Origin of the sequence: Fenollaria massiliensis (genome assembly GCF_000312505.2) — a bacterium.
Taxonomy (GTDB): domain Bacteria; phylum Bacillota; class Clostridia; order Tissierellales; family Peptoniphilaceae; genus Fenollaria; species Fenollaria massiliensis.
Genome location: NZ_HG326224.1, coordinates 16,982 through 40,332 on the forward strand (window position 1 = coordinate 16,982; position 23,351 = coordinate 40,332).

General features: G+C 32.2%; 23 protein-coding genes. 18 read left to right on the forward strand and 5 right to left on the reverse strand.

Going from position 1 to position 23,351, the window contains the following annotated elements; all coding sequences use genetic code 11:
* The first annotated feature begins 2 nt into the window (after positions 1-2).
* The 6 genes from ileS to BN30_RS00145 all read left to right on the forward strand — a co-directional run bounded on the left by ileS (position 3) and on the right by BN30_RS00145 (position 7,951).
* On the forward strand, positions 3-3,113 hold the full coding sequence (gene ileS / locus BN30_RS00120; protein WP_019213493.1) for an isoleucine--tRNA ligase: 3,111 nt from the start codon (positions 3-5) through the stop codon (positions 3,111-3,113).
* 436 nt (positions 3,114-3,549) lie between these two features.
* A complete protein-coding gene (locus tag BN30_RS00125; protein ID WP_019213494.1) occupies positions 3,550-4,308 on the forward strand; it encodes a class I SAM-dependent methyltransferase in 759 nt (252 codons plus the stop codon).
* Positions 4,309-5,487: an ABC transporter substrate-binding protein gene (locus BN30_RS00130; protein WP_019213495.1), complete on the forward strand. Its 1,179-nt coding sequence runs from the start codon at positions 4,309-4,311 to the stop codon at positions 5,485-5,487.
* The gene (locus tag BN30_RS00135; RefSeq protein WP_019213496.1) at positions 5,484-6,512 is read left to right on the forward strand and encodes a FecCD family ABC transporter permease; all 1,029 of its coding nucleotides are present in this window, start codon (positions 5,484-5,486) and stop codon (positions 6,510-6,512) included. The genes BN30_RS00130 and BN30_RS00135 overlap by 4 nt, the downstream gene beginning before the upstream one ends.
* Complete coding sequence (locus tag BN30_RS00140; RefSeq protein WP_019213497.1) at positions 6,499-7,302, forward strand: ABC transporter ATP-binding protein; 804 nt, start codon at positions 6,499-6,501, stop codon at positions 7,300-7,302. The genes BN30_RS00135 and BN30_RS00140 overlap by 14 nt, the downstream gene beginning before the upstream one ends.
* Before the next feature lies 1 nt (position 7,303).
* Positions 7,304-7,951, forward strand: coding sequence for a cupin domain-containing protein (locus tag BN30_RS00145; protein ID WP_019213498.1), 648 nt, complete (start codon positions 7,304-7,306; stop codon positions 7,949-7,951).
* Positions 7,952-8,042: 91 nt separating this feature from the next.
* On the opposite strand, the gene BN30_RS00150 is transcribed toward BN30_RS00145, so the two are convergent.
* A complete protein-coding gene (locus tag BN30_RS00150; protein ID WP_019213499.1) occupies positions 8,043-9,500 on the reverse strand; it encodes a helicase HerA-like domain-containing protein in 1,458 nt (485 codons plus the stop codon).
* A 115-nt stretch (positions 9,501-9,615) separates the two neighbouring features.
* Here BN30_RS00150 and BN30_RS00155 point away from each other — a divergent pair, with 115 nt between their 5' ends.
* The 6 genes from BN30_RS00155 to BN30_RS00180 are packed head-to-tail and all read left to right on the forward strand — an operon-like array spanning position 9,616 to position 14,007.
* A complete protein-coding gene (locus tag BN30_RS00155; protein ID WP_019213500.1) occupies positions 9,616-10,368 on the forward strand; it encodes a peptidylprolyl isomerase in 753 nt (250 codons plus the stop codon).
* A gap of 19 nt (positions 10,369-10,387) precedes the next feature.
* A complete protein-coding gene (locus tag BN30_RS00160) occupies positions 10,388-11,725 on the forward strand; it encodes a GTP pyrophosphokinase (protein WP_019213501.1) in 1,338 nt (445 codons plus the stop codon).
* Positions 11,718-12,074, forward strand: a complete 357-nt coding sequence (locus BN30_RS00165; protein WP_019213502.1) for a DUF1292 domain-containing protein — start codon at positions 11,718-11,720, stop codon at positions 12,072-12,074. Before BN30_RS00160 ends, BN30_RS00165 begins: the two co-directional genes overlap by 8 nt.
* Entirely contained in the window at positions 12,067-13,026 is a 960-nt protein-coding gene (gene mnmL, locus BN30_RS00170; protein WP_019213503.1) for a tRNA modification radical SAM protein MnmL/YtqA, read from the forward strand. The genes BN30_RS00165 and mnmL overlap by 8 nt, the downstream gene beginning before the upstream one ends.
* Positions 13,019-13,438, forward strand: a complete 420-nt coding sequence (locus BN30_RS00175; RefSeq protein ID WP_019213504.1) for a hypothetical protein — start codon at positions 13,019-13,021, stop codon at positions 13,436-13,438. The genes mnmL and BN30_RS00175 overlap by 8 nt, the downstream gene beginning before the upstream one ends.
* Before the next feature lie 17 nt (positions 13,439-13,455).
* A complete protein-coding gene (locus tag BN30_RS00180) occupies positions 13,456-14,007 on the forward strand; it encodes a DUF6648 family protein (RefSeq protein WP_019213505.1) in 552 nt (183 codons plus the stop codon).
* 23 nt (positions 14,008-14,030) lie between these two features.
* Here the strand turns inward: BN30_RS00180 and BN30_RS00185 are convergent, their stop codons facing one another.
* From BN30_RS00185 to BN30_RS08510, 4 genes are all read right to left on the reverse strand, one after another.
* Positions 14,031-14,801 (reverse strand): ABC transporter permease, encoded by a 771-nt coding sequence (locus BN30_RS00185; protein ID WP_019213506.1) that lies wholly within the window; start codon positions 14,799-14,801, stop codon positions 14,031-14,033.
* 90 nt (positions 14,802-14,891) lie between these two features.
* Positions 14,892-15,434, reverse strand: coding sequence for an ABC transporter ATP-binding protein (locus tag BN30_RS08505; RefSeq protein WP_019213507.1), 543 nt, complete (start codon positions 15,432-15,434; stop codon positions 14,892-14,894).
* A gap of 1 nt (position 15,435) precedes the next feature.
* On the reverse strand, positions 15,436-15,639 hold the full coding sequence (locus BN30_RS10515; RefSeq protein ID WP_084691344.1) for an ABC transporter C-terminal domain-containing protein: 204 nt from the start codon (positions 15,637-15,639) through the stop codon (positions 15,436-15,438).
* Positions 15,552-17,330, reverse strand: a complete 1,779-nt coding sequence (locus BN30_RS08510) for an ABC-F family ATP-binding cassette domain-containing protein (RefSeq protein ID WP_051149403.1) — start codon at positions 17,328-17,330, stop codon at positions 15,552-15,554. The genes BN30_RS10515 and BN30_RS08510 overlap by 88 nt, the downstream gene beginning before the upstream one ends.
* 102 nt (positions 17,331-17,432) lie before the next feature.
* On the opposite strand from BN30_RS08510, the gene BN30_RS08515 reads away from it, so the two are divergent.
* From BN30_RS08515 to groL, 6 genes are all read left to right on the forward strand, one after another.
* Entirely contained in the window at positions 17,433-18,176 is a 744-nt protein-coding gene (locus BN30_RS08515) for a redox-sensing transcriptional repressor Rex (protein ID WP_019213508.1), read from the forward strand.
* Positions 18,176-19,081: an ABC transporter ATP-binding protein gene (locus tag BN30_RS00205; RefSeq protein WP_019213509.1), complete on the forward strand. Its 906-nt coding sequence runs from the start codon at positions 18,176-18,178 to the stop codon at positions 19,079-19,081. Before BN30_RS08515 ends, BN30_RS00205 begins: the two co-directional genes overlap by 1 nt.
* Positions 19,071-20,306, forward strand: a complete 1,236-nt coding sequence (locus tag BN30_RS00210) for an ABC transporter permease (RefSeq protein ID WP_019213510.1) — start codon at positions 19,071-19,073, stop codon at positions 20,304-20,306. The genes BN30_RS00205 and BN30_RS00210 overlap by 11 nt, the downstream gene beginning before the upstream one ends.
* The gene (locus BN30_RS00215; RefSeq protein ID WP_019213511.1) at positions 20,299-21,189 is read left to right on the forward strand and encodes a DNA-3-methyladenine glycosylase family protein; all 891 of its coding nucleotides are present in this window, start codon (positions 20,299-20,301) and stop codon (positions 21,187-21,189) included. Before BN30_RS00210 ends, BN30_RS00215 begins: the two co-directional genes overlap by 8 nt.
* 141 nt (positions 21,190-21,330) lie before the next feature.
* Positions 21,331-21,615, forward strand: coding sequence for a co-chaperone GroES (locus tag BN30_RS00220; RefSeq protein WP_019213512.1), 285 nt, complete (start codon positions 21,331-21,333; stop codon positions 21,613-21,615).
* A gap of 11 nt (positions 21,616-21,626) precedes the next feature.
* Positions 21,627-23,252, forward strand: a complete 1,626-nt coding sequence (gene groL / locus BN30_RS00225) for a chaperonin GroEL (protein ID WP_019213513.1) — start codon at positions 21,627-21,629, stop codon at positions 23,250-23,252.
* Positions 23,253-23,351 lie beyond the last annotated feature (99 nt).

Consider the following 23,351-nt stretch of genomic DNA (forward strand, 5'->3'; position numbering starts at 1 on the left):
TTATGGACTTAAAAGCTTTATCAAATGATCGCGTAGCCGATAGAGAACACAAAATATCTGAATATTGGAACAGTATTGATTTGCTTAAACTAACTAACGAAAAAAGAGATAAAGACAATAGATATGTTTTCTTTGAAGGACCACCAACAGCTAATGGTAAACCTGGTATTCACCATGTCAGTGGTAGAACTTTAAAGGACTCTGTCTGCAGATATAAGGTTATGCAAGGCTATTATGTAAACAGAAAAGCTGGTTGGGACACACACGGACTACCAGTAGAAATAGAAGCAGAAAAACAATTAGGACTTCATAACAAACAAGATATAGAAAAGTATGGCGTAAAAGAATTTAATGAAAAATGTAAAGAGTCAGTATTTAAGTACGAGTCATTATGGAGAAAGATGACTGAAAAGATGGCTTATCTTATAGACCTTGACAATCCATATATAACTCTTGACAATGATTACATTGAATCAACTTGGCACATTCTTGATAAGATGTTTAAAGATGGACTTATATACGAAGGCCATAAGATTATGCCTTACTGCCCAAGATGCGGTACTGGACTTGCTTCACATGAAGTTGCTCAAGGCTATGAAATGATAAAAACTGAATCAGCCTATGTTAAGTTCAAAAAGAAAGGCACTGATAATGAATATTATCTTGCATGGACAACAACACCATGGACACTACCTTCAAATGTAAGTTTAACAGTTAATAAAGATTTTGATTATATTAAGATAAAACATAAAGAAACAGGCGAGATACTTTATCTAGCTAAGTCACTTCTTAAACAAGCACTTGAAAAAGACGCTGAAAATTATGAAATTATTGCCGAAATGAAAGGCTCAGACCTAGTTGGTGAAGAATACGAACAATTACTACCATATTTACCATGTGATAAAAAAGCTTTCTATATAACAGAAGCTGACTATGTTACTATGGAAGACGGTACTGGTATAGTTCACACAGCACCTGCTTTTGGTGAAGATGACTACAATACATCAAGAAGATATGATTTACCAGTTCTTAACCCAGTTGATGAAGAAGGTAAATACACTGATACACCTTGGAAGGGCATGTGGGTTATGGATGCTGATCCATTGATTATTGAAGAGCTTAAAAAAGAAAATAAATTATATAGAAAACAAAAAATTGAACACAATTATCCACATTGCTGGAGATGTCACACACCACTACTATATTATGCAAAACCATCTTGGTATATAGAAGTAACTAAGTTTAAAGATAAAATTGTTGAAAATAATAAAACAGTTAATTGGTATCCAGACTATGTTGGTGAAAAAAGATTTGGTAACTGGCTTGATAATCTAAAAGATTGGGCTTTATCTAGATCAAGATATTGGGGAACACCACTACCAATTTGGAAGTGCGAAGAATGCGGCCACATGGAAAGCGTTGGCTCAAGAAAAGAGCTTAAAGAAAGAGCAATTGAAGATATCGATGAAAATATCGAGCTTCACAGACCATATGTTGACGATGTTCATCTAGAGTGCCCACATTGCCATGGCAAGATGACTAGAGAAAAAGATGTTATTGACGTTTGGTTCGACTCAGGCGCAATGCCATTTAGCCAATGGCACTATCCATTCGAACACACTGAAGACTTTGATCACAAGTTCCCAGCAGATTTCATCTGTGAAGGTATAGACCAAACAAGAGGCTGGTTCTACAGTTTACTTGCTATATCAACATATATGACAGGAAAGTCACCATATAAGAACGTACTTGTTAATAACTTAGTACTTGATAAGTATGGCAAAAAGATGAGTAAGAGTAGGGGCAATACTATTGACCCATTCGAATTATTCGAAGAATATGGCGCAGATGCTGTAAGATGGTATCTATTATATGTTTCACCAGCTTGGACAACTAAGAAGGTCGACGTTGATGGACTTAAGGATATTAGCTCGAAATTCTTCAACACATTAAGAAATGTATATAATTTCTTCTATATGTATTTACAAACTGATGGCATTGATCCAAAAACTTTAGATGTGCCATATGAAAAGAGAAGCGATATTGATAAATGGATACTTGCTAAGTATAATAAGCTTCTTGAAAGAATTGAAGAAGAGATGGATAAGTTCGAGCTAACAAATGTTGTTAGAATGATACAAGACTTTGTAGTTGAAGATATATCTAACTGGTATATAAGACGTTCAAGAAGAAGATTCTGGGCTACAGAGCTTGATGATGATAAAAAAGCAGTACTACAAACAACTTATGAAATACTTCTTGGGGTTTCTAAGATCATAGCACCATTTGCTCCATATACAGCTGAAGAATTTTATCAAAGACTAGGCGATTTGGAATCAGTTCATATAGACTATTATCCAAAGGCAAATAAAGATTTAATCGATGAAAAACTTATATTCAAGATGGATCTTGTTCGTACACTTGTTAAACTTGGCAGATCATCAAGAGAAAATGCTAAGATTAAGGTAAGGATACCTCTTAACGAAATAGTTATAGACGGTAAGTACAAAGAAGACCTTAAGGATTTAACTGATTTAATCAAAGAAGAGCTTAATGTTAAGAACGTTTATTACGAACATGATTTGAAGAAGTATATGAACTTTAGCTTAAAGCCAAACTTCAAAGTTGCTGGTTCAATACTTGGTGCAAAGATAAAAGATTTTACAAAATATCTATTAAATGTTAATAGCATGGACTTTGTAGACAAACTTGATCACGCTGATCAACATGTTGAGCTAAACGGAGAAGATACTGAAATTAAAAAAGATTATGTTGATGTAAGAATCGAATCAAAAGAAGGCTTTAACGTTGAAATGGAAAATGGTGTATTCATCATACTTGATACTAAATTAACTAAAGATCTTCTTGATGAAGGTTATTTAAGAGAATTTATATCAAAGGTACAACAATTAAGAAAGCAAAATGATTTTGATGTTCTTGATAAGATAAAAATTTCTGTTGAAGCAAATGATGATTTAAAAGAAATTTTTGATAAATTCAAAGACTTTATATTGAAAGAAACTGTTGCTGATAGTATTGAGTACAAGAAACTTGGTATTGAAGATACAGACTTAAACGACAAAACTATAAAGATATTTGTTGAAAGAATATAAATATTAAGACTAGGGCAGATGCTCTAGTCTTATTTTATGCATGAAAAAGCCAGGGCAAATGCTCTGGCTAATTTTTATATGCGGGCATTATTATAAAGATATTATAATAATTTTTCAATAAAACGAAATATTTATGCAAAAATTATTGACAATTTAAAGCTTCAGTTGTATAATAACATCAGTTAGCATATGCTAACTATATCTATTTTCAAAAGTTGTCAAGAAGAATTTATAGAAAAACAATCGGAAATCTCATAAATCCCATCTATAATCTTTTATTATTGTTTATTGTCAACAAACAAATTCTTCCGCTTACAACAATACTAGCCTTAAAATTTTTTGACAAAATTATATAGATATTCTTCATTAATAAAATAAAGATTTTATATTATAATTATACATACAATAATTATTGCTATTAAGAAAGGAGAAAAAAATGGAAAAAAATAAAATTGTTTTTGGACATGATTTTTTAAAGATGCTTGGAAGAACAAGACTCAGACCAGGCGGCGGTCTTATGACTGATTGGTTACTTGATCAGGTACAGATTGATAAAGATATGCAAGTTTTGGAAGTTGCTTGCAATAGAGGAGATAATCTTATAAGAGTTTATACTAAATATAAATGCAAAATAATAGGCATAGACAATGACCAAGTTGTCATAGATCAAGCTTTGGAGAATATAAAGCTTTTAGGTCTAGACAAAGAAATTGAAGTTATGAATATGGATGCCTTAAAGTTGGATTTCGAGGATGAAACATTTGATTTAATAATTAATGAAGCAATGCTTACTATGCTTCCAAATGAAGAAAAAGCAAAGGCTCTTAAAAATTATCACAGAGCTTTAAAAAAAGGCGGTTATTTATTAACTCATGATGTGGCAGTGGAAAATGAAAGTGAAGATATAAGAAGACAACTTTCAAGATTTACAAACATGAATGTATATCCTCTAACCGTAGAAAATTGGAACAAACTGTTTATAGAAAATTCTTTTAGACCTTTTTCACAAAGGACTGGCAAGATGATTCTCTTAGACAGGGATACAATCATAAAAGATGAGGGACCAGTAGGGGCTGCAAATTTTTATAAAAAAGCTTATGCAGAAGAAAATAGGGAAAGATTTGTAAAAATGTTAGAGAACTCTAAAAATGCAAAAAATTCTTATATAGTTTTAGCAAGTAAAAAGGAGGATTAGATGAAAGCTATTAAAAAAATATCATTAATTTTATGCTTGACAGTGCTTGCCTTAACAGGTATGACTGCTTGTGGCAATAAAAAAACTGGACAAAATTTAGAAAGTAAGGAAGTAGCTCAAACCGAGAAAAAGGAAGAAAAGACAGAAAAGACAGAAGAAACTAATGATGAAAATAAAAAAACAAGGACAATCACAGACCACGCAGGTAACACGATAGAGGTTCCTGAGAAAATTGAAAGAATAGTAATAGACCAGATTCCTATTTTATCTACTTATATGGCTTATCACCATGGAAAGGCTCCGTATATTGTTGGTTATGCGGGTTCTCTTAAGCAAGTAATCTCAAATACAGTTTTAAAAGATATAGCTCCAGAGCTTCTTGATAGCCAAAATACAGTTCAAAGTCAATCTGATATAAATATTGAAGAAATAATGAAGCTTAAACCAGATGTTATTTTTTACAATGCTTCGAATAAAGAACACTATGAAACTCTTAAAAAGACAGGGATTCCGTGTGTAGGATTTGCTACAGTTGGTACAAATGGGCCAGCTGACCCAATAGATAGGTACGCACAATGGTTAAAGCTCTTAGAAGATGTATTTGGCGAAAACGGAAAGACAGATGATTTTATAAAAGCAGGTCAAGATATTGTAAAAGATGTTGAAGATAGAATTTCAAAAATAGATGATAGTAAAAAACCAACTGGGGTAATTTTATGGAAGTATGTTCAAGGTGTACCAATGGTTGCTGGCAAAGGCGTTTTTGGGGATTTCTGGCTAAATAGAATTGGTGTTAAAAATTTAGCTAATGAAACAAAAGGGTTCGCCAAAGTTTCTATTGAACAATTTTATCAATGGAATCCAGATATACTTTATCTTGATGGACCTGGCCTTCTTGATATTACAACAAAAGATGTATTTGAAAATTCAGTAGAAGGTATCAATTTTTCAAACATGAAAGCTGTTAAGGATAAAAAAGTATATAATACTAAGCTTGGTATGTGGAATTGGTTCACACCAAATCCAGACGGACCACTTGTACTAGCTTGGCTTGCAAAATCAACTTACCCAGAAGAATTTAAAGACTATGATCTAAAAGCAATGATTAAAGATTACTATAAAACATGGTATGATTATGAATTAACAAATGAACAAATTGAGGATATGTTTGATATATGATTAAAGAAATCTTTATCAAAGATAAAAAGATAACAGCAAGCTCATATGTGATACTAATTAGTCTACCTATATTGATCTGCGTTTTGGCACTTGCTATTGGGAGAATGCCTCTAAGCATCAGACAGATTGTAGATTTTTTCAATGCTTATTTAAGCGGGAGGGATTATGACCCTATGCTTGAATCAGTAATAATAAATGTGAGATTACCAAGAATTATTACTGGTCTAATAGTGGGAGCTGGTCTTTCCACAGCTGGTCTTGCCTTTCAAGGGGTTTTTTCAAACCCCTTGGCAACTCCTGATATATTGGGCGTAAGTTCAGCTGCAAGTCTTGGAGCTGTAATTGGTATACTTTTATCGCTTTCAACCTTATCTATTCAAGTCTTTGCTTTAGCTTTTGGATTAATTGGAGTAGTTTTAACCCTTTATATTGGCAAGAGTAGAACTAGATCATCAACGATAATGCTTATACTAGCAGGTCTTGTAGTTTCATCATTATCAAATGCTCTAGCGTCTCTTCTAAAATATACAGCAGACCCGACAGATAAGTTGCCAGCCATCAGTTATTGGCTTATGGGTTCTTTTGCAAGATCATCTTATAAAAACTTGATGTTATCTGCGCCCCTAATAATTTTGGGAGTCATCATAATAAGACTATTGATATTTAGGCTAAATATCATGAGCCTATCAGAAGATGAAGCAAAAAGTCTAGGAGTTAATGTAAAAAAAACCAGGCTTATTTTTATATTTGCATCAACACTTATTACAGCTTCATCTATATCAATGTGTGGTCAGGTCGGATGGATTGGCTTGATAATTCCTCACATGGCAAGGATGATGGTAGGAGCCAACAACACTCACACCCTACCTTTTAGTATATCCTTAGGAGCAAGTCTTATGGTACTAATAGAAGCTTTATCAAGAACGGTTTCTGTAATAGAGTTGCCGATATCGGTTCTTACAGCAATAATTGGAGCTCCCATTTTTATAAGTTTAATTAGAAAAACCGGGGGTGGTTTCAATTAAGTTAGAAGTAAAAGATGTAGGATTTTATTATGACGAAAATAATGTATTATTTAAGAATTTGTCATTTTGTCTTAATCAAGGTGAAGTTTTTTCCATTTTAGGCCCTAATGGAGTTGGCAAGACTAGCCTTATAAGATGTATATGTGATTTTGAAAAATGGAAACTAGGAAATAGTTTTATGGATGGAAAAGATATTTCAAGTTTTAATAGAAGAGATTTATGGTCTAAGATATCATATGTTCCTCAAAAAAGATCATTTTCTTTTGAATATTCTGGAATTGATATGGTAGTGTTAGGGCTTTCTAGTAAACTTGGGCCATTTGCAAAACCTGGTGCAAGAGAATATGAAAAGGCAGAAAATCTTATGAAAAGCTTAGCTATAGAAAATCTTAAAGATAAGTCATGTTCAGTGATGAGTGGAGGAGAACTTCAGATGGTTCTCATAGCCAGAGCCTTAATTTCAGATCCAAGCTTAATCATATTAGATGAGCCAGAAAGTGGCCTTGATTTTAAAAATCAGCTAAAAATAATTTCATTAATCAAAAAACTATCCAAAATAGACAATATCAGTGTTATTATAAATACTCATTACCCGGCACATGCTCTTGAAATAGCGGATAAATGCTTGATGTTAATGGAAAATGCTAGACATAAAATAGGCAAAACGTCTGATATTATATGTAAGGAAAATATGAAAGACGCCTTTGGGGTAGAGGTTATACTCGAAAAAATAAAAAAACATGATAAAGAATATGAGGCTGTAATACCAATTAGAATTGTAGGAGATTAAAATGAAAAATATTATCAAGGGAAAAATATTGACACCAGAAGAGGTCATACCCATAAAAGAAAATCAAACTATAAGCAAGAAACTCTTAGATTTATGCGATCGTCATATCTTACTTATGGGTCTTGACCAAAACACGGACATTTCCCCAGAATTCTATGCTGAAGAAAGAATATATTTTATTTTAAAAGGCGAGATTAACTTTAATAATGAAAAACTTATAAATAATGAATTAATAATTTTTGAAAAAAACAAACTTTTTGACATAAAGACAAATAAAAAAAGTATATTTTTAGAAATCGCCATTAACTTAGAGGAGGATGAAATGAAAAATATTGAAAAAGGAAAGAAAATCAAATTAATTAACTGTTTAGATTATGTAGAGGGAGCAATCGTAAATATTGACCTTGTATCTAAAGACGAGTTTAAGGTATTTTTAATGGCTTTTGATGCAGGAGAAGGTCTAAAACCTCACAAGGCTCCTGGAGATGCTCTTGTCATGGCACTTGAGGGCAAGGCAAAGCTTCTTGTTGGAGACAAAGAAATCGAGATTGAATCTGGAGAACAAATAGTATTTCCAGCAAATGTAATCCACAATGTAACTGCAATTACAAGATTTAAAATGTTATTAGTCTTATCTATAGATAAATAAAATAACGAATGAGTTTTTATATGTACCCTCTTTACTGGACAAATTACTAAGGAGGGTACATATCATTGTGCTCTGGACAATTTTATCTTAATTATAATTTTTTCTTCAAAGTATTCATTATGTCTCTTGCAACAGTTTTACCTATTTGATAAGTAAAAGCGCTGAAAACTCTTTTTATGACTTTATCAGCCATGCCTTCATTTCTTTTCTTTTGATTTTGTTTTGTTCTATATTCTTTTTGAGCTTCTTTTTCAGCTTTTTCTGCTTCCATCTCTTTATTAATTTGAATATATCTTTCACTAAGTATTTCGTAAGCAGATTCTCTGTCTATCGGTTCTTTATATTTTTTATTAAAATCAGAATTATTTACAATATCATTAAACACAGCACTATCAATCATACCAATCTTTGACATAGGTGGTCTTATAAGAGTTATCTCAGCCATACTTGGTTCGCCATCCTCATTAAGTGTTGATACTAAAGCTTCACCAGTTTTTAAATTTAATATAGCTTTTTCACTGTCAAAATTTGGATTCTTTCTAAAACTATCTGCAGCGTATTTAACATTTTTAATTTCGTTTGGAGTGTAGGCTCTTAAAGCATGTTCAATCCTATTTGATAATTGACTTAAAACTTCTTCTGGTATATCCTTAGGATTTTGTGTAACGAAGAAGATGCCAACACCCTTTGATCTTATAAGCTTGATTATAGTAACGATATTTTCAAGCATCTTTTTATTTAAGTCCTTAAAAATTAAATGAGCTTCATCTAAAAATAGTACTAATCTAGGTTTATCAAGGTCGCCAACCTCATCAAGACTAGTAAATATTTGACTAAGTAGATATATTACAACCGATTGATACATCTTTGAGTTAAGGTAAAGCTCAGTACAATTTAGTATATTAGCTGTACCTTTTTCACCATTTTTAAGAAGTAAATCATCAACATCAAAGGATGGTTCACCAAAGAAATCTATCGCACCTTCATTTTCGAACCTAATTAGATTTCTTTGTATAGCGTTTATACTTTGCTTAGCCACATTGCCATATTTATTTGAAATATCACTAGAGAAGTCTGCCATATATTTAAGCATAATCTTCAAATCTTTAAAATCAATAAGCTTAAGACCATTCTCATCGGCAATTTTATACATAACATCTATGACGCCGCTTTGTACTTCGTTAAGACCAAGCATTTTTGATAAAAGTACTGGACCTATATCAGTAACAGATGCTCTAAGCGGAACACCTTTTTTATATATATCAAAAATTTCAACAGGGAAGCTATCAACTAGATAATCATCTAAGCCAAGTTTTTCGATTCTTTCGTCAATTTTGTCGTTTCTCTCGCCATTTTCAGCAAGACTCATAATATCGCCCTTAACATCAGTAATAAATGTATTTATGCCGTCATTATTAAGCATTTCACTAATTACCTTTAGAGTTATAGTCTTGCCAGTACCAGTGGCTCCAGCTATAATTCCGTGTCTATTTAACATCTTTGAATGTAAATAAACTTTTTCATTTTCTCCACCTAGTAAATACTTCATAAAATCACCTCTCATAACTATTATAACACATTTACAAGAATAAAAATAGTCTTGCAAAATAACAATTTATATGATAATATAAATATGTGGAAGATTATAATTTAAGGAGGATATTTTGGAAATAAATAAAGAGATTGTCGCTAAAGTTTGCGGCAAAGAAATTAAAAAAGAAGATGTTGTTAACTTTGCAAATATGCTTGGACCACAACTAACTATGCAGTTCCAATCAAAGGATGGAGTTAAAAAACTAGTTGAAGAGATGGTTAATCAAGCTATGTTATATAATCAAGCTATTAATGAAAAGCTAGATGAGAGCGAAGAGTATAAGAGAGAAATTACCAAAGCTAAAGAAAATATCTTAACTAATATGGCATTTAAAAAAGCTCTTGAATGCGATGAAGCAACAGATGAAGAGCTTAAGAACTATTATGAAGAGTTTAAAAATGAATTTTCTGAGCCTGAATCAAGATCAGCAAGCCACATCTTAGTTGATGATGAAGCTAAGGCTAAAGATATCAAGGCTAAGATTGACAAGGGTGAAGACTTTGCAAGTCTTGCTAAAGAACACTCTGCTTGTCCATCAAAGGCTAATGGCGGCGATTTAGGAACATTCCATAGAGGACAAATGGTTAAGGAATTTGACGATAAAGTTTTCTCAATGAATATTGGAGAAATTTCTGAACCAGTTAAAACTCAATTTGGATATCATATAATCAAGCTTAATAAGATTAATGAAGCAAAAAATAAATCATTTGACGAGGTTAAAGATGAAGTGCGTGCTCATGTTATGCAAATTAAACAAATGAACGCATTTAAAAAAGTTATAGACAGTTTAAAGGATAAATACAAACCAGAAATATTTGTTTAATGAAAGGATATGAGAGCTGATGAGGCTTGAATTATTTGATTTTATAGATGACACTATAGATTTACTAGAAAAGAATAACGATAAACTAGAAGAAATATTAGAGATTTTAGAAAACTTTTTTGCTAATACCTTCTGTGCTAAGGACCACTTTCTTACTGCAAGAGGAAGAGTAAAAGAAGCTACATCACTTAGAGAGAAGATACTTAGAAATAATCTCTACACTATGTATAAGACGCCTGAGAATCTTATGGAAAATATCTCAGATATCATCGGTGTTAGAATTGAGTGTAGATTTATTGATGATGAAAAAAAGATTTACAGAGATTTATTAAATTTATTCAATTATAAAGAGGACAGAGGATACTACTCTAGTCATATCAATAAAAAGATATTTCTAAAGTTATCCGAAGAGCAGCCACAACTTCAAAAGAATGGTTTTGAGATCTACAAGATTGACGGCAAGTATGTTGATGATGACGGCAAGAAAATTCATTTTGAGCTTCAAATTAAATCACTTGTTAATGTGTTCTGGGGAGATATAGACCACAAAGTCTTGTATAAGAATTATAACTATGTTCTTACAGAAGATTTCTTTATTGACATCATGGCGACTATCAAAGATAACTTAACTATGGTTGATAGACAGCTTATGAGTGTTTACAATCACTTGAATAGGACTGACTCTACTGTACAGGTAAATAAGAAGAAACAGCTTGTAAAGCTTGTATCTAAGTCTATTCACGATATATTTAAATCTAAAGTAAAGAGCGATTTAGGATATATAATTGATTACAAAGACTCTTGCGACATGATAAGCGAATACTTGTTTATGAAAGCAAGAAAAAAATCAGCCAAAGATATATCTCAGGAATTTGTTGATTTAGTGGGAAGACTATCTGATATACAAGAAAATCTTGGACCACTAACTAATTATATTGAGTTTGAGAGAAAACCTATATTTAATGATACATTTACACAAAGTTTAGGTAACGAGATACTTAGTCTTATTAATACAGATTTTAAGTGGAACCTATTCTTTAGAATAATATTTATTATCGAAAAGGGAACAAATGTTGAAGATTTTGAAGGCTTTATTATATTCTTAAGATATAAATTCTATGAATCAGTTGCTTTAAGCGTTAGAAATAAGGATATGTCTAAGGAAGAGAAGGAGTTTTTGATTAATTACTACCTTGATCAAATTTCTTATGATTTTAAGAAAAATCCTCAGCTTTCCTTTATAACTGATGAAAATATAAATGAAATTAATAAAAATATAAGTTTGGAATTGGTAAATATATCTAATTTTGAAGACTTTTCCGAACAAATTTTAGAAAGAGGAGATAAAGATGAGTAAAGATAAAGATTTTATCGATGAACATGATTGCTGCTGCCACGATGAAGGCTGCGGCTGTGGACATGACCACGACCATGACCATGATGATTGTGACTGTGAAGACACAATGATCATCACTTTAGATGACGGAACAGAGCTTGAATGCGCTGTACTTGATCTATTTAATTACAAAGGAGATGACTATATATTCTTATTTCCACTAGATGTGGAAGAGGAAGAAGAGTATGTTTATCCATATAAGTACATTGAAAATGAAAATGGTGTAGATGTTGAACTAGAAGTGGTTGACGACGCTATCGTAGATGAACTTATGGAAGAATTTTACAAGAAAAATGAGGTAGATGAGTAATATTATTAGCTTTGAGGATGAGAAAAAACTCTATAGAGTCTACTCAGAATACTTAAGGAATAAATTTCACACTAAAGTTTATAAATTACCTATCAGTCTAAATATAACTTGTCCGAATAGAGATGGTTCAAAGGCTTATGGCGGCTGCATCTTTTGTACAGCAGAAGGCGGCAGCTTTGAGAATTTATCTAATAAACTATCTGTCAAAGAGCAGATTGAGCAAAATAAGATAAATATCACAAAAAATCATAAGGCAACGAAGTTCATAGCGTATTTCCAAAACTTTTCTAATACTTATATGCCACTAGATAAATTCAAGGAAAATATAATTAACGCTATAGAAGAAGATGTTGTGGGTATAAATATATCAACGAGACCAGATCTTATTTTTGATGATTACATGAAATTTTTAAAAGATGTTAAGGACGAGTATAATCTTGAGCTAACAGTTGAGCTAGGCTTACAAAGCTCAAACGATGAGACGCTTAAGATATTAAATAGATGTCACACAACTAAGGACTATATAGACGCGTGTGAAACATTATCTAAGTATGGCATAAGAAAAGCAGCTCACTTGATACTTGATTTACCGTGGGATAGTCTTGATGATGTTTACAATGATGCTAAACTCATTAACATGACAAAGACTGATGAGGTAAAGCTACATAGTTTATATATCATGGAAGGAACTAAGATAGCCAAGATGTATAAAGCTGGCGAGTTTAAACTATTAAACAGAGAAGATTATGTAGACAGAGTAGAAATTTTCTTAACTCATATTAAAGATGATATAATTATACAAAGATTGGTCGGCAGATCTGATGAAGAGGGAACTATTCATTGCAACTGGGGCGAATCTTGGTGGAGAATAAAAGATTCCATATTGGAACAGATGAAAAGAAAATCAAATTACCAAGGTAAATATTTTAAGGAGGATGATTTTTATGGTTAAATTAATCTTAGGAGCAAAAGGCGCAGGAAAAACTAAGTGGTTAATCAATGGTGCTAACGATGACATTAAGTCAGGTAACGGCAACATTACGTTCTTAGATGTTGAGGACGAACACATATTTTCTTTAGATACTAATGTTAGACTTATTAACTTAAGCGACTATAGTATAAATACTATTGAAAAGTTCTACGGCTTCTTGCTTGGCATGCTATCAATGGACTTCGACCTAGAAAAGATCTATATAGACAGTGTTTATAAGATTATTGATATTAAGAAAGAAGATTTAAAATGCTTAGTAAAGAATTTGGAAGAAATTTCTGAAAAGCATGATGTAGACATACTTATCAACGTTAACTACTTAGCTGAAGATGTAGATAGTGACTTAAGGAGCTACGTAGAAGAAGTTAAATAATTAGAAAGTGGTATTTAATGCTTTATGTAAAGAGGAAGAATCTTTTTGAGGTGTTTTTTGAGAAGAGACATTCTTTGATTATACAGTTCAATAACGGTGACTTGACAAAGAAAGAATTTCTTAAAGAAAATTTTAATTTTATTACTAGCTTAAACATCAAACCTTTTATTAAGATTGATTCATTTGAAAAGGGCATGTTTAACTACCAATACTACAATTCACTTGCTAAGTATTATTTAATGCTTGCAAATGAGATAAAAAATACAAATAAACACAGAAAGTATTTTGTTGAATACAAAAATACTGGATTAAGTTTGTACCATCAAAAAGATTTAACAACTATAAGCATACTAAGGCTGGTTGACTTTGAGAATGTTGACGCATACTACGTTAAAACGAATTCAAAGTTCTTAAATGGTAAGCTTTATGAGATAGTCTTAAGTGATTACAAAGAAGCGATATTTCATTCGAAAGCTTTGTGGCTTATAGATATTTTGAGAGAGAAGAACGTATTTAGTGAAAAGAAGAAAGAGTCGGTAATAGATTCGTATATAAATAAACTCTACTAGTTTTAGTAGAGTTTGTTTTTTTATTAAAATAATATTTGCTCTCTCTTATTAAAAAAAGCTTTATAAGCAAGCGATGTAAATATACTTGTAGTTATACCAACAGTTCCGACTATGGCTATCATTATCGTTATTTGATAAAGTATAGCGGACATCGGATCTGTGCCTGATAGTATCTGACCTGTCATCATACCGGGCAATAGTACTATGCCCATGCCAAGCATTGAGTTAAGCGTTGGTAGTATGGCAGAACTAAAGGCTTCTCTAGAAATTTTTGAAACGGCATCTTTTGGTTTAGCACCAAGCATCAGCGCTGCTTCGATTTTATCTCTTTGATCATGAAGTGCATTTTTATATGAATTGATAGCAAGGCTCATACCTGTCATGGTATTACCTATAAGCATTCCGCATATTGTGATAAAGTATCTCGGATCGTACCAAGGCTTAACGGCAAGTACAATTATTATGTAATAAAAAATTGAGACAAGGCTCGAGCCGATAAAACAAATTGCAACAATCTGTTTAAGCTTATTTTTATTTACCTTGCTTCTCTTATATACATTAAATATTGCAAATGCTTCCATTATTACTAGTATCAATAGAGTTATCCATGGACTATCACTCTTTAGTATGTACTGAAGAAGATAGCCTGTTATTAGTAGCTGTACTGTCATTCTTAGCGAAGCAATTATGATTAAGACTTGATTTGACAAACCTTTTAACTTTGATATTATTAATAAAACTAATATAAAGGCAAAGGATAAAATTAATTGTGTTGTTGAAATATCTCTTAACATACTAAGACTCCTTGATAGATGCTGTATTATTATTTATTTCTATAACTTGCTCAGCAAGGGAAAATAGTTTTTCTGAGTGCGATACCATAACTATCTTTTTATTTTTTCTTTTAGATATTGAATCACTTTATTTATAAGATTAAATTCAGTTTCATCATCAAGAGACGATGTTGGCTCATCAAATAGATAGACTTCAGCATCTATCGCTAAAACTCTAGCAATTGAAAGCCTTGTTTTTTCTCCGCCAGAAAAATCTTTTGGCTCGTCATCAAGTTTTTTATCTAGTAAAACTATATTAAGCAGTTCTTTTAGATTTTCGTCATCAAGAGGAGATAATCCGCTGAATTTTCTCGCTATATTTAAATTAACTCTTACATTTCCTTCAAAGATGGCAGGGAATTGCGATTGCATAATAATTTTTCTTCTTAGCTCATGCGCTTTATATGAACCAATATTATCACCTTTATATAAAATCTCGCCGCTATCAGGACTAATTATATCATCAAGCATTTTAAGAAGAGTTGATTTACCGCTGCCGCTCGGTCCTATAATCATAGTAAGCCCACTATCATTAATAATTAAGTTATCTATATTAAGAATATTTTTAAATTGTACATTTTTTAGCTCAAACATCTTATTCCTCCATATAAATAAGCTCTTCGTATAAGGAGTCAAGCTTTTCATCAATCTCAGTGAGCTTAAAATTCAAATCGTTAACTCTGTCTATGTCATCGTAAATATCAGGGTTTGCTAGCTCATTATGAATATCGTTTTTATGTTTTTCAAGTTCAGAAATTTCTTTTTCAATAGCATCCTTAGCTTGTTTTCTTTTTTTAATCTTTCTTTTTCTTCTCTCTCACGCTTTTTATTAAGTTTTGCTTGAGTCTTTGTGATTTCTTCAGGTTCTTCTAGAAAGGCTTCTTCTTCACGCATACGCTTTTTCTTTTCTAGATAATAATCATAATTACCTAAAAATTCGTGAATACCATCAGCTTTAAGCTCAAGTAGTTTATTTACAACTTTATTTAGAAAATATCTATCGTGGCTAATTACAAGCAAAGTTCCTTCGTATGAGTTAAGAGCCTCTTCCAAAACTTCTTTTGACTCAATATCCAAGTGATTAGTAGGTTCGTCTAAAACAAGGAAGTTTACATCAGAAAGCATTATTTTACATAGAGAAACTCTAGCTTTTTCTCCTCCAGATAGCTCATCTATCATTTTATATATATCGTCATCAATAAATAAAAATTTAGCAAGAGCCTTTCTTAGTTCAAAATAAGTAAGTCGAGGGAAGCTATCCCATATCTCTTCGGCAATGGATTTATTCACATCGAGCTTTTCTAGCTCTTGATCAAAGTAGCCGACATTGACATTAGTTCCAAAGCGTATTTCGCCAGAGTCATGACTTTCTTCACCAAGAATTATTTTAAATAGAGTTGACTTTCCAATGCCATTAGCACCTATGATGCCTACGTGTTCACGCTTATATATATTAAAGTTTATATCGTTTAAAAGTTTAAAATCGCCAAAGCTTTTATTGATATTTTCAACAGACAAAACATCGTTACCAGACTCTACCTTCATTCTAAACTTGAAATTAATCTCACTATCATCATTAACATCGCTTAATAGCTCAATCTTAGCAAGCATCTTTTCACGAGATTTTGCCTTTATAATGCTCTTTTCAGTAGCGTAGGACCTATATCTTCTGATAATTTCTTTTTGTCTCTCAATCTCTTTTTGCTGATTGATGTAAGCTTTCTCTTGAATCGCTTCATTTATCTTTCTTTGCTTGATATATAGTTCATAGCCCATATTATATTCGTGAGTACTGTGATCCTTTATAAGTATTACCTTATTGCAAGTAGCGTTTAAAAAATATCTATCGTGGCTGACCATAACAACGGTTTTTGAGAATGAATTGATGTAGTCTTGAAGGAATTCCATTGAGTCAATATCAAGATGGTTAGTCGGCTCGTCCAAAAAAAGTATGTCAGACTCTTGTATAAGAGCCTTAGCAAGCATTAGCTTAGACTTTTGTCCACCGCTTAGAGAGTTAAATGCCTGATCAAATTGATCTTCGCCAAAGCCAAGACCAGTTAAAACCTTTTTTATCTCAGCATCGTATGTATATCCGCCTTTCTTTTCAAAGTCTTCAAGTAAAAAGGCGTATCTATCCATATTCTCTTGACTAGGGTCCTTGGCAATGATATCTTCAAAATTTCTAAGCTCCTCTTCAAGATCAGTCAAGTGCTTCATGGACTTTTTCATCTCATCGTAAACACTTAGAGAGCTCCTGATAGTTGTATTTTGTTCAAGATAGGCGATTTTTGTATCTTTGGAAATAAATATATCGCCTTCATCATAATTAAGCATACCAGATAATATGTTAAGCAGTGTTGACTTGCCAGTACCATTCATACCAACTATAGCAACTTTTTCGCCTTCATTTATATTAATAGAAACGTTTTCAAAAATTAATTTGTCTATAAAAAATTTTTTTATATTATTACACGCTAGTATAGTCATAAAAACACCTCGTTTATATTATAACATAAAAGAAAAAAATATTGCTAAGAAAATCTCTATATGTTATACTATATTTGTTCTGATAATGAAAGGTGTGGACATATGGCTCGTGATATTACAATTAATGCAATTAAAAGATTACCTATCTACTATGTGATTTTTGAAGATCTATACGCAAGGGGCGTACATAGGGCCTCTTCGAGTGAGCTATCAGCGTACACTAAATTTACCGCCTCTCAGATAAGAGCTGACTTAAACACTTTCGGCGCTGAGGGCAGACAAGGTTATGGTTATCACGTTGAGACCATATACATGGACTTAAAAGGCGTTCTAGGTCTTGATTATAAGAAAAACTTAATTTTAACTGGTGTTGGCAATATTGGTCAAGCGATAATACAGTCTCGTGAGTTTGAATCAAGCGGCTTTAAATTTATTGGCCTATTTGATAGCAATCCTAATATGATTGGCCTTAGCTTTAATGGTATCAAGGTTAGAAATATTTCTGAGCTTGAAGATTTTGCTAAAAACAATACTATCGATATAGGTGTAATTGCTGTTACAAGTAATAGTGCGAGGGACGTTGCTAGAACTTATGAAAAAATTGGTATAAAAGCGATTTGGAACTTTGCTCCAACTGTGCTTGATTTAGATACGGACATCATAGTTGAGAATGTACCTTTATCAGAGAGTTTATTCACGCTAAACTATTTACTTAAATGCAAAAATGACGGTACTTTTACAAGTGATGACTATGTCAATAGAGCAAAAAATATTGTTTATGATAAAAAATTAGGACTATACAGGGAGTCAAAAAAGAGGGGCAGACCCAGAAAGGAGGATAATTAATGAAACTTGAATTAATTGATATTAAAAAATCCTTCGCTGGAAAAGAAGTTTTACATGGAATTAACTTAGAGACAAGTTCCGGTAGTTCAACTGCTTTTTTAGGAAGGAACGGTGCTGGTAAGACGACTACCATAAGGATACTTATGGATGTATTTAAAGCTGATAGCGGAGAGATACTGATTGATGGCTCGCCAATTGACAGAAAAGAGATTAAACTTGGATATTTACCTGAAGAGAGGGGCATGTACGCAAAAACTGCCATACTTGATCAGCTTATTTACTTTGGCAGAATAAAAGGACTTTCTAAAAAAGAAAGCCATGACAATGCTATAGAGCTGCTTGAAAAAGTTAAGCTAAGTGAATATAAGGCAAAAAATCTTGATACCTTATCAAAGGGTAATCAACAAAAAATACAAATCATACAAACATTTATAAACAAGCCAGACATCATTATTCTTGATGAGCCATTTTCTGGTCTTGACCCAGTTAACTCACAAATACTTATTGATTTAATCAAAGAGGCCGTTAATGAAGGTACTTTACTAATATTCTCATCTCATCAAATGAGTCATGTAGAAAATTTCTGTGACAATATTGCTCTTATTAAAGATGGCAGCAATGTTTTGACTGGTAATCTTAAGGAAATCAAGAAAAATATGGGTGAGGGAAGATTAAGACTAAGTTTTTACAATGATGCTGTAAATTATTTACAAGATATTTTTGATATGGTCGGACAAGATAATGTCAAGATTACTGACAATGACATAATTGTAAGAACTTCTGATAAAGCTAGTGAACTAGCTAATTACGCTATAAATAAAGATAATTTTAGAGCTATAGCTAAATACGAGCCAAGTCTTGAAGAGATATTTATAGAAGCGGTAGGTGATAACGATGTTAAATAAGATAAAACTAATAAGTTCATTTGAGTTTAAACAGCTTATAAAAAATAAATCATATAAAATAACTACTGCTATATTCTTTGCTTTAGCCTTGCTTGCAGCTTTTGCACCAAGACTTATTCAAGGTAATTTATTCAAATCCATCACTGAAGAATTAAATAAGACTCAAAAGCTAGGTATAATTATAGATGATGATAATATTGACGAAAGTGAATTAAAATCATTTTTAAGTAATTATGAAGTTCATTTATATACTGATGAAGAAAAGCTAAAAGATGATGTATTAAGTAAAGAACTTGATAGAGGGGCAATTATCGATGCTGACTCAATTCAAAAATTTGTATTAAACTCTAAACTTACTGATATGGGCGATAGCTTAGATGGGGCTTTAAATGAATACAGATATAAAAAACTTATTGAATCAGAAGGAATTGATTATACAAAGCTTAAATCAATAGAGGCAAATCAATACCAAATAAATGAAGTAGTGCTAGGAAAGGACTCAAAGCAAAACTATTTTATAATTTATATCTTGTTATTCTTATTATATATGATTATATTAACTTATGGTCAAATAACAGCAACATCTGTAGCTAAAGAAAAGAATGACAGAACTATGGAGCTTTTAATCACGTCAACTAAACCAAAGTACTTGATACTAAGCAAGGTTTTAGCAACAGTATTTAGCGCTGTACTACAAGTTTCAGCTATATTTATAGGTTTTGCTGTAGGATACTTATTTAATAAAGAATACTGGTCTGATATATTTAGCATTACAAGTGCACCTATACAATTGGTTGTAACATTCATCTTGTTTATGATAGCGGGCTTCTTCTTATACTTGTTTATATTTGCAACACTTGGAGCACTAGTTAATAAGATAGAAGAAGTTAGTCAATCAATATCATCGGCGACTATTTTGATAGTACTTGCTTATTTTGGAGCTATATTTGCATTAACTACTGGATCAGAATCAAGCTTTGTTACATTCTTATCATACTTCCCACTAACATCACCATTTGTCATGTTTATTAGGGCAGGTATGCTAAATATATCAATCGCTGAGGTAGCTCTATCATTTGCAATACTAGTAATATCAGCATATTTAATTTATAAATTAGCTTGTGACATATATAGATTAGGTACACTTCAATACGGAAACAGAATGACACTAAAGCAAGCGTTTAAAGCATTAAGAGAGGATAAGAAGAATAAAAATAATGAATAAGATAATATTAAAGGGACAGACTAGCTTTGTCCCTTCTCATATATTTGAGTGCGGCCAAGCATTCAGATGGAAAAAGCTAGATGACGAGGCATATAGGTTTATATTTAGGGGCATGGTTTTGGAAGCGCATGCTATAGATGATAGTATCGAGATAGTTGGCGATTTTTCAGACAAAAACGAAATTTTAAATTATTTTGACTTAAATACTAATTATGATGCGATAAAAACAAAACTATCTCTTAACGACGAAGTAATAAGCAAGGCAATTGACTTTGGCGGAGGTATGAGGATACTTAAGCAAGATCCATTTGAAACATACATATCCTTTATAATAAGTGCTAATAATCAAATTAAGAATATAAAAAACACAATAAAAAAACTTTCACAGATGTATGGTGAGAAACTGAATAATCCTTTTGATGATGAGGAGTACTATGCCTTTCCGACTCCACTTGCACTTTCTAACGCTAAACCTGAAGACATAAAAGAGTACGCAAGAGCTGGCTTTAGATCAGAAAGAATTGTAATTGCTTCAAAGATGGTTCAAGAGGGTATAATTAATTTCGATGAGCTGAAAGAAAAAAGTATTGATGATATTAGAAAGACCTTATTAGAAGTGCCTGGCATAGGCGAAAAAGTATTTCAATGCATTTTGCTCTTTGGTTTAGGCAGAACTGATTCATTCCCAGTAGATGTTTGGGTAAAAAGGGTCATGGAAGAGCTTTACTATGGTGGAGAAGAGAGAAATAAGAAACTTATACAAGAAGATGGCTTAAGAAGATTTGGCGATTTATCTGGCTATGCTCAGCAATATCTCTTCTATTACATGAGAGAAAATTTCAAAAAGATGAAAAAAGAAGAGAAAAACGTAGATAATAAATAAAAGTATTAAATAAAAGCATTTAAATTAAATTATATTATCTTGTATATTTACTATATATTGACTACAATATAATTGTTAGCACTCAATAGTGACGAGTGCTAACAAGAAAATGATAGATATATATTTAAGGAGGAATAGATTATGAAATTAAGACCATTATCCGATAGGATAGTTATCAAAAAACTAGAAGCAGAAGAAAAGACTAAATCAGGCATAGTACTACCAAGCGCTTCAAAGGAAGCACCTGTTATGGCTGAAGTTATAGCTATAGGCGCTGACATTACAAATGACGAGAAAAAAGCTAAAGAAATTAAAGTAGGAGATAAGGTTATATTCTCAACTTATGCAGGAACAAACGCAAAAATCGACGGAGTAGAATATACTGTACTAAAATTTGCTGACATCGTAGCAGTAGTTGAAGACTAGGAGGTATTAATATGGCAAAAGAAATAAAATTCAATGCAGAAGCAAGACATAAAATGGAAGAAGGTATTAACATTCTTGCTAATACTGTAAAAGTAACACTTGGACCAAAAGGAAGAAACGTTGTTCTTGACAAGTCTTTTGGCTCACCATTAATCACAAACGATGGTGTTACTATTGCTAAAGAAATAGAACTTGAAGATAAATTTGAAAACATGGGAGCACAATTATTAAAAGAAGTTGCTACTAAGACAAATGATATCGCAGGTGACGGTACTACAACAGCAACACTTCTTGCTCAAGCAATAATTAGAGAAGGACTTAAGAATATCGCTGCAGGTGCTAACCCAATGATATTACAAAATGGTATCAGAAAAGCTGTTGAAAAAACTGTTGAAAGCATCAAATCATATTCAAAGAAAGTTGAATCATCTGATGCTATCGCACAAGTTGCTTCAATTTCAGCTGGAGACAAGGAAATAGGTAAGCTTATTGCAGATGCTATGGATAAAGTTGGTAACGACGGCGTTATAACTGTTGAAGAATCAAAATCTATGGGCACAACACTTGAAGTTGTTGAAGGAATGCAATTTGACAGAGGATACGTTTCAAGCTACATGGTAACTGATACAGATAAGATGGTAGCTGAACTTGACAATCCTTACATTTTAATCACAGATAAGAAAATTACTAATATACAAGAAGTACTTCCTGTACTTGAAGAAATTGTTAAACAATCAAAACCATTATTAATAATTGCTGAAGACATTGAAGGCGATGCAATGGCAACACTTGTTGTTAACAAGCTTAGAGGTACATTCAACTGCGTTGCAGTTAAGGCACCAGGCTTTGGCGACAGAAGAAAAGAAATGCTACAAGATATAGCTATATTAACAGGAGCTAAAGTTATTTCTGAAGAACTTGGTTATGATCTAAAAGAAGCTACAATCGATATGCTAGGAACTGCTCAAAAAGTTAAAGTTGACAAAGAAACAACTGTTATCGTTAACGGAGCAGGAAGCAAAGATGAAATTGAAGCAAGAGTAAAACAAATCAAGACTCAATACGAAGCATCTGACTCTGACTTCGATAGAGAAAAACTACAAGAAAGATTAGCTAAATTAACTGGCGGCGTAGCAGTTGTTCAAGTTGGTGCGGCTAGTGAAATTGAATTAAAAGAAAGAAAATTAAGAATAGAAGATGCTCTATCAGCTACAAGAGCAGCTGTTGAAGAAGGTATAGTACCAGGAGGTGGAACTGTACTTGCTGACTCAATCAAAGCACTAGAAGCTATAGTTGATGACTTTGAAGGAGACGAAAAGACAGGCGTTAAGATTATATTAAGAGCACTTCAAGAACCAGTAAGACAAATCGCTGAAAATGCAGGTCTAGAAGGATCAGTTGTAGTTGAAAACGTTATGAACGAAAAACCTGGCGTTGGTTTTGACGCACTTAACAACAAATACGTTGATATGATTAAATCAGGTATAGTTGACCCAACAAAGGTAACTAGATCAGCTCTTCAAAACGCAGCATCAGTAGCATCAATGATACTAACTACTGAAGCAGCAGTAGCAGACATCCCTAAGGATGATGCCCCTATGGCTGGCGGCATGCCTGGCGGAATGCCAATGATGTAGAATAAATAAATAAATTATAAAATAACTCATAAAATAACTCATGGCATTGACTGTGAGTTATTTTTATGTGCAAACTTTCAAAACATTAAAAAGTTAAAA

What these genes read in the sequence shown, in the direction of transcription:
- BN30_RS00180 (WP_019213505.1), top strand. Translation starts at nt 13,456, where the DNA reads ATGCTTTATGTAAAGAGGAAGAATCTTTTTGAGGTGTTTTTTGAGAAG.
- BN30_RS00210 (WP_019213510.1), top strand. Translation starts at nt 19,071, where the DNA reads ATGTTAAATAAGATAAAACTAATAAGTTCATTTGAGTTTAAACAGCTT.
- BN30_RS00145 (WP_019213498.1), top strand. Translation starts at nt 7,304, where the DNA reads ATGAAAAATATTATCAAGGGAAAAATATTGACACCAGAAGAGGTCATA.
- mnmL (WP_019213503.1), top strand. Translation starts at nt 12,067, where the DNA reads ATGAGTAATATTATTAGCTTTGAGGATGAGAAAAAACTCTATAGAGTC.
- BN30_RS08505 (WP_019213507.1), bottom strand. Translation starts at nt 15,434, where the DNA reads ATGTTTGAGCTAAAAAATGTACAATTTAAAAATATTCTTAATATAGAT.
- BN30_RS00220 (WP_019213512.1), top strand. Translation starts at nt 21,331, where the DNA reads ATGAAATTAAGACCATTATCCGATAGGATAGTTATCAAAAAACTAGAA.
- groL (WP_019213513.1), top strand. Translation starts at nt 21,627, where the DNA reads ATGGCAAAAGAAATAAAATTCAATGCAGAAGCAAGACATAAAATGGAA.
- ileS (WP_019213493.1), top strand. Translation starts at nt 3, where the DNA reads ATGGACTTAAAAGCTTTATCAAATGATCGCGTAGCCGATAGAGAACAC.
- BN30_RS00130 (WP_019213495.1), top strand. Translation starts at nt 4,309, where the DNA reads ATGAAAGCTATTAAAAAAATATCATTAATTTTATGCTTGACAGTGCTT.
- BN30_RS00175 (WP_019213504.1), top strand. Translation starts at nt 13,019, where the DNA reads ATGGTTAAATTAATCTTAGGAGCAAAAGGCGCAGGAAAAACTAAGTGG.
- BN30_RS00185 (WP_019213506.1), bottom strand. Translation starts at nt 14,801, where the DNA reads ATGTTAAGAGATATTTCAACAACACAATTAATTTTATCCTTTGCCTTT.
- BN30_RS08515 (WP_019213508.1), top strand. Translation starts at nt 17,433, where the DNA reads ATGGCTCGTGATATTACAATTAATGCAATTAAAAGATTACCTATCTAC.
- BN30_RS00215 (WP_019213511.1), top strand. Translation starts at nt 20,299, where the DNA reads ATGAATAAGATAATATTAAAGGGACAGACTAGCTTTGTCCCTTCTCAT.
- BN30_RS00205 (WP_019213509.1), top strand. Translation starts at nt 18,176, where the DNA reads ATGAAACTTGAATTAATTGATATTAAAAAATCCTTCGCTGGAAAAGAA.
- BN30_RS00135 (WP_019213496.1), top strand. Translation starts at nt 5,484, where the DNA reads ATGATTAAAGAAATCTTTATCAAAGATAAAAAGATAACAGCAAGCTCA.
- BN30_RS00165 (WP_019213502.1), top strand. Translation starts at nt 11,718, where the DNA reads ATGAGTAAAGATAAAGATTTTATCGATGAACATGATTGCTGCTGCCAC.
- BN30_RS00150 (WP_019213499.1), bottom strand. Translation starts at nt 9,500, where the DNA reads ATGAAGTATTTACTAGGTGGAGAAAATGAAAAAGTTTATTTACATTCA.
- BN30_RS00125 (WP_019213494.1), top strand. Translation starts at nt 3,550, where the DNA reads ATGGAAAAAAATAAAATTGTTTTTGGACATGATTTTTTAAAGATGCTT.
- BN30_RS08510 (WP_051149403.1), bottom strand. Translation starts at nt 17,330, where the DNA reads ATGACTATACTAGCGTGTAATAATATAAAAAAATTTTTTATAGACAAA.
- BN30_RS00160 (WP_019213501.1), top strand. Translation starts at nt 10,388, where the DNA reads ATGAGGCTTGAATTATTTGATTTTATAGATGACACTATAGATTTACTA.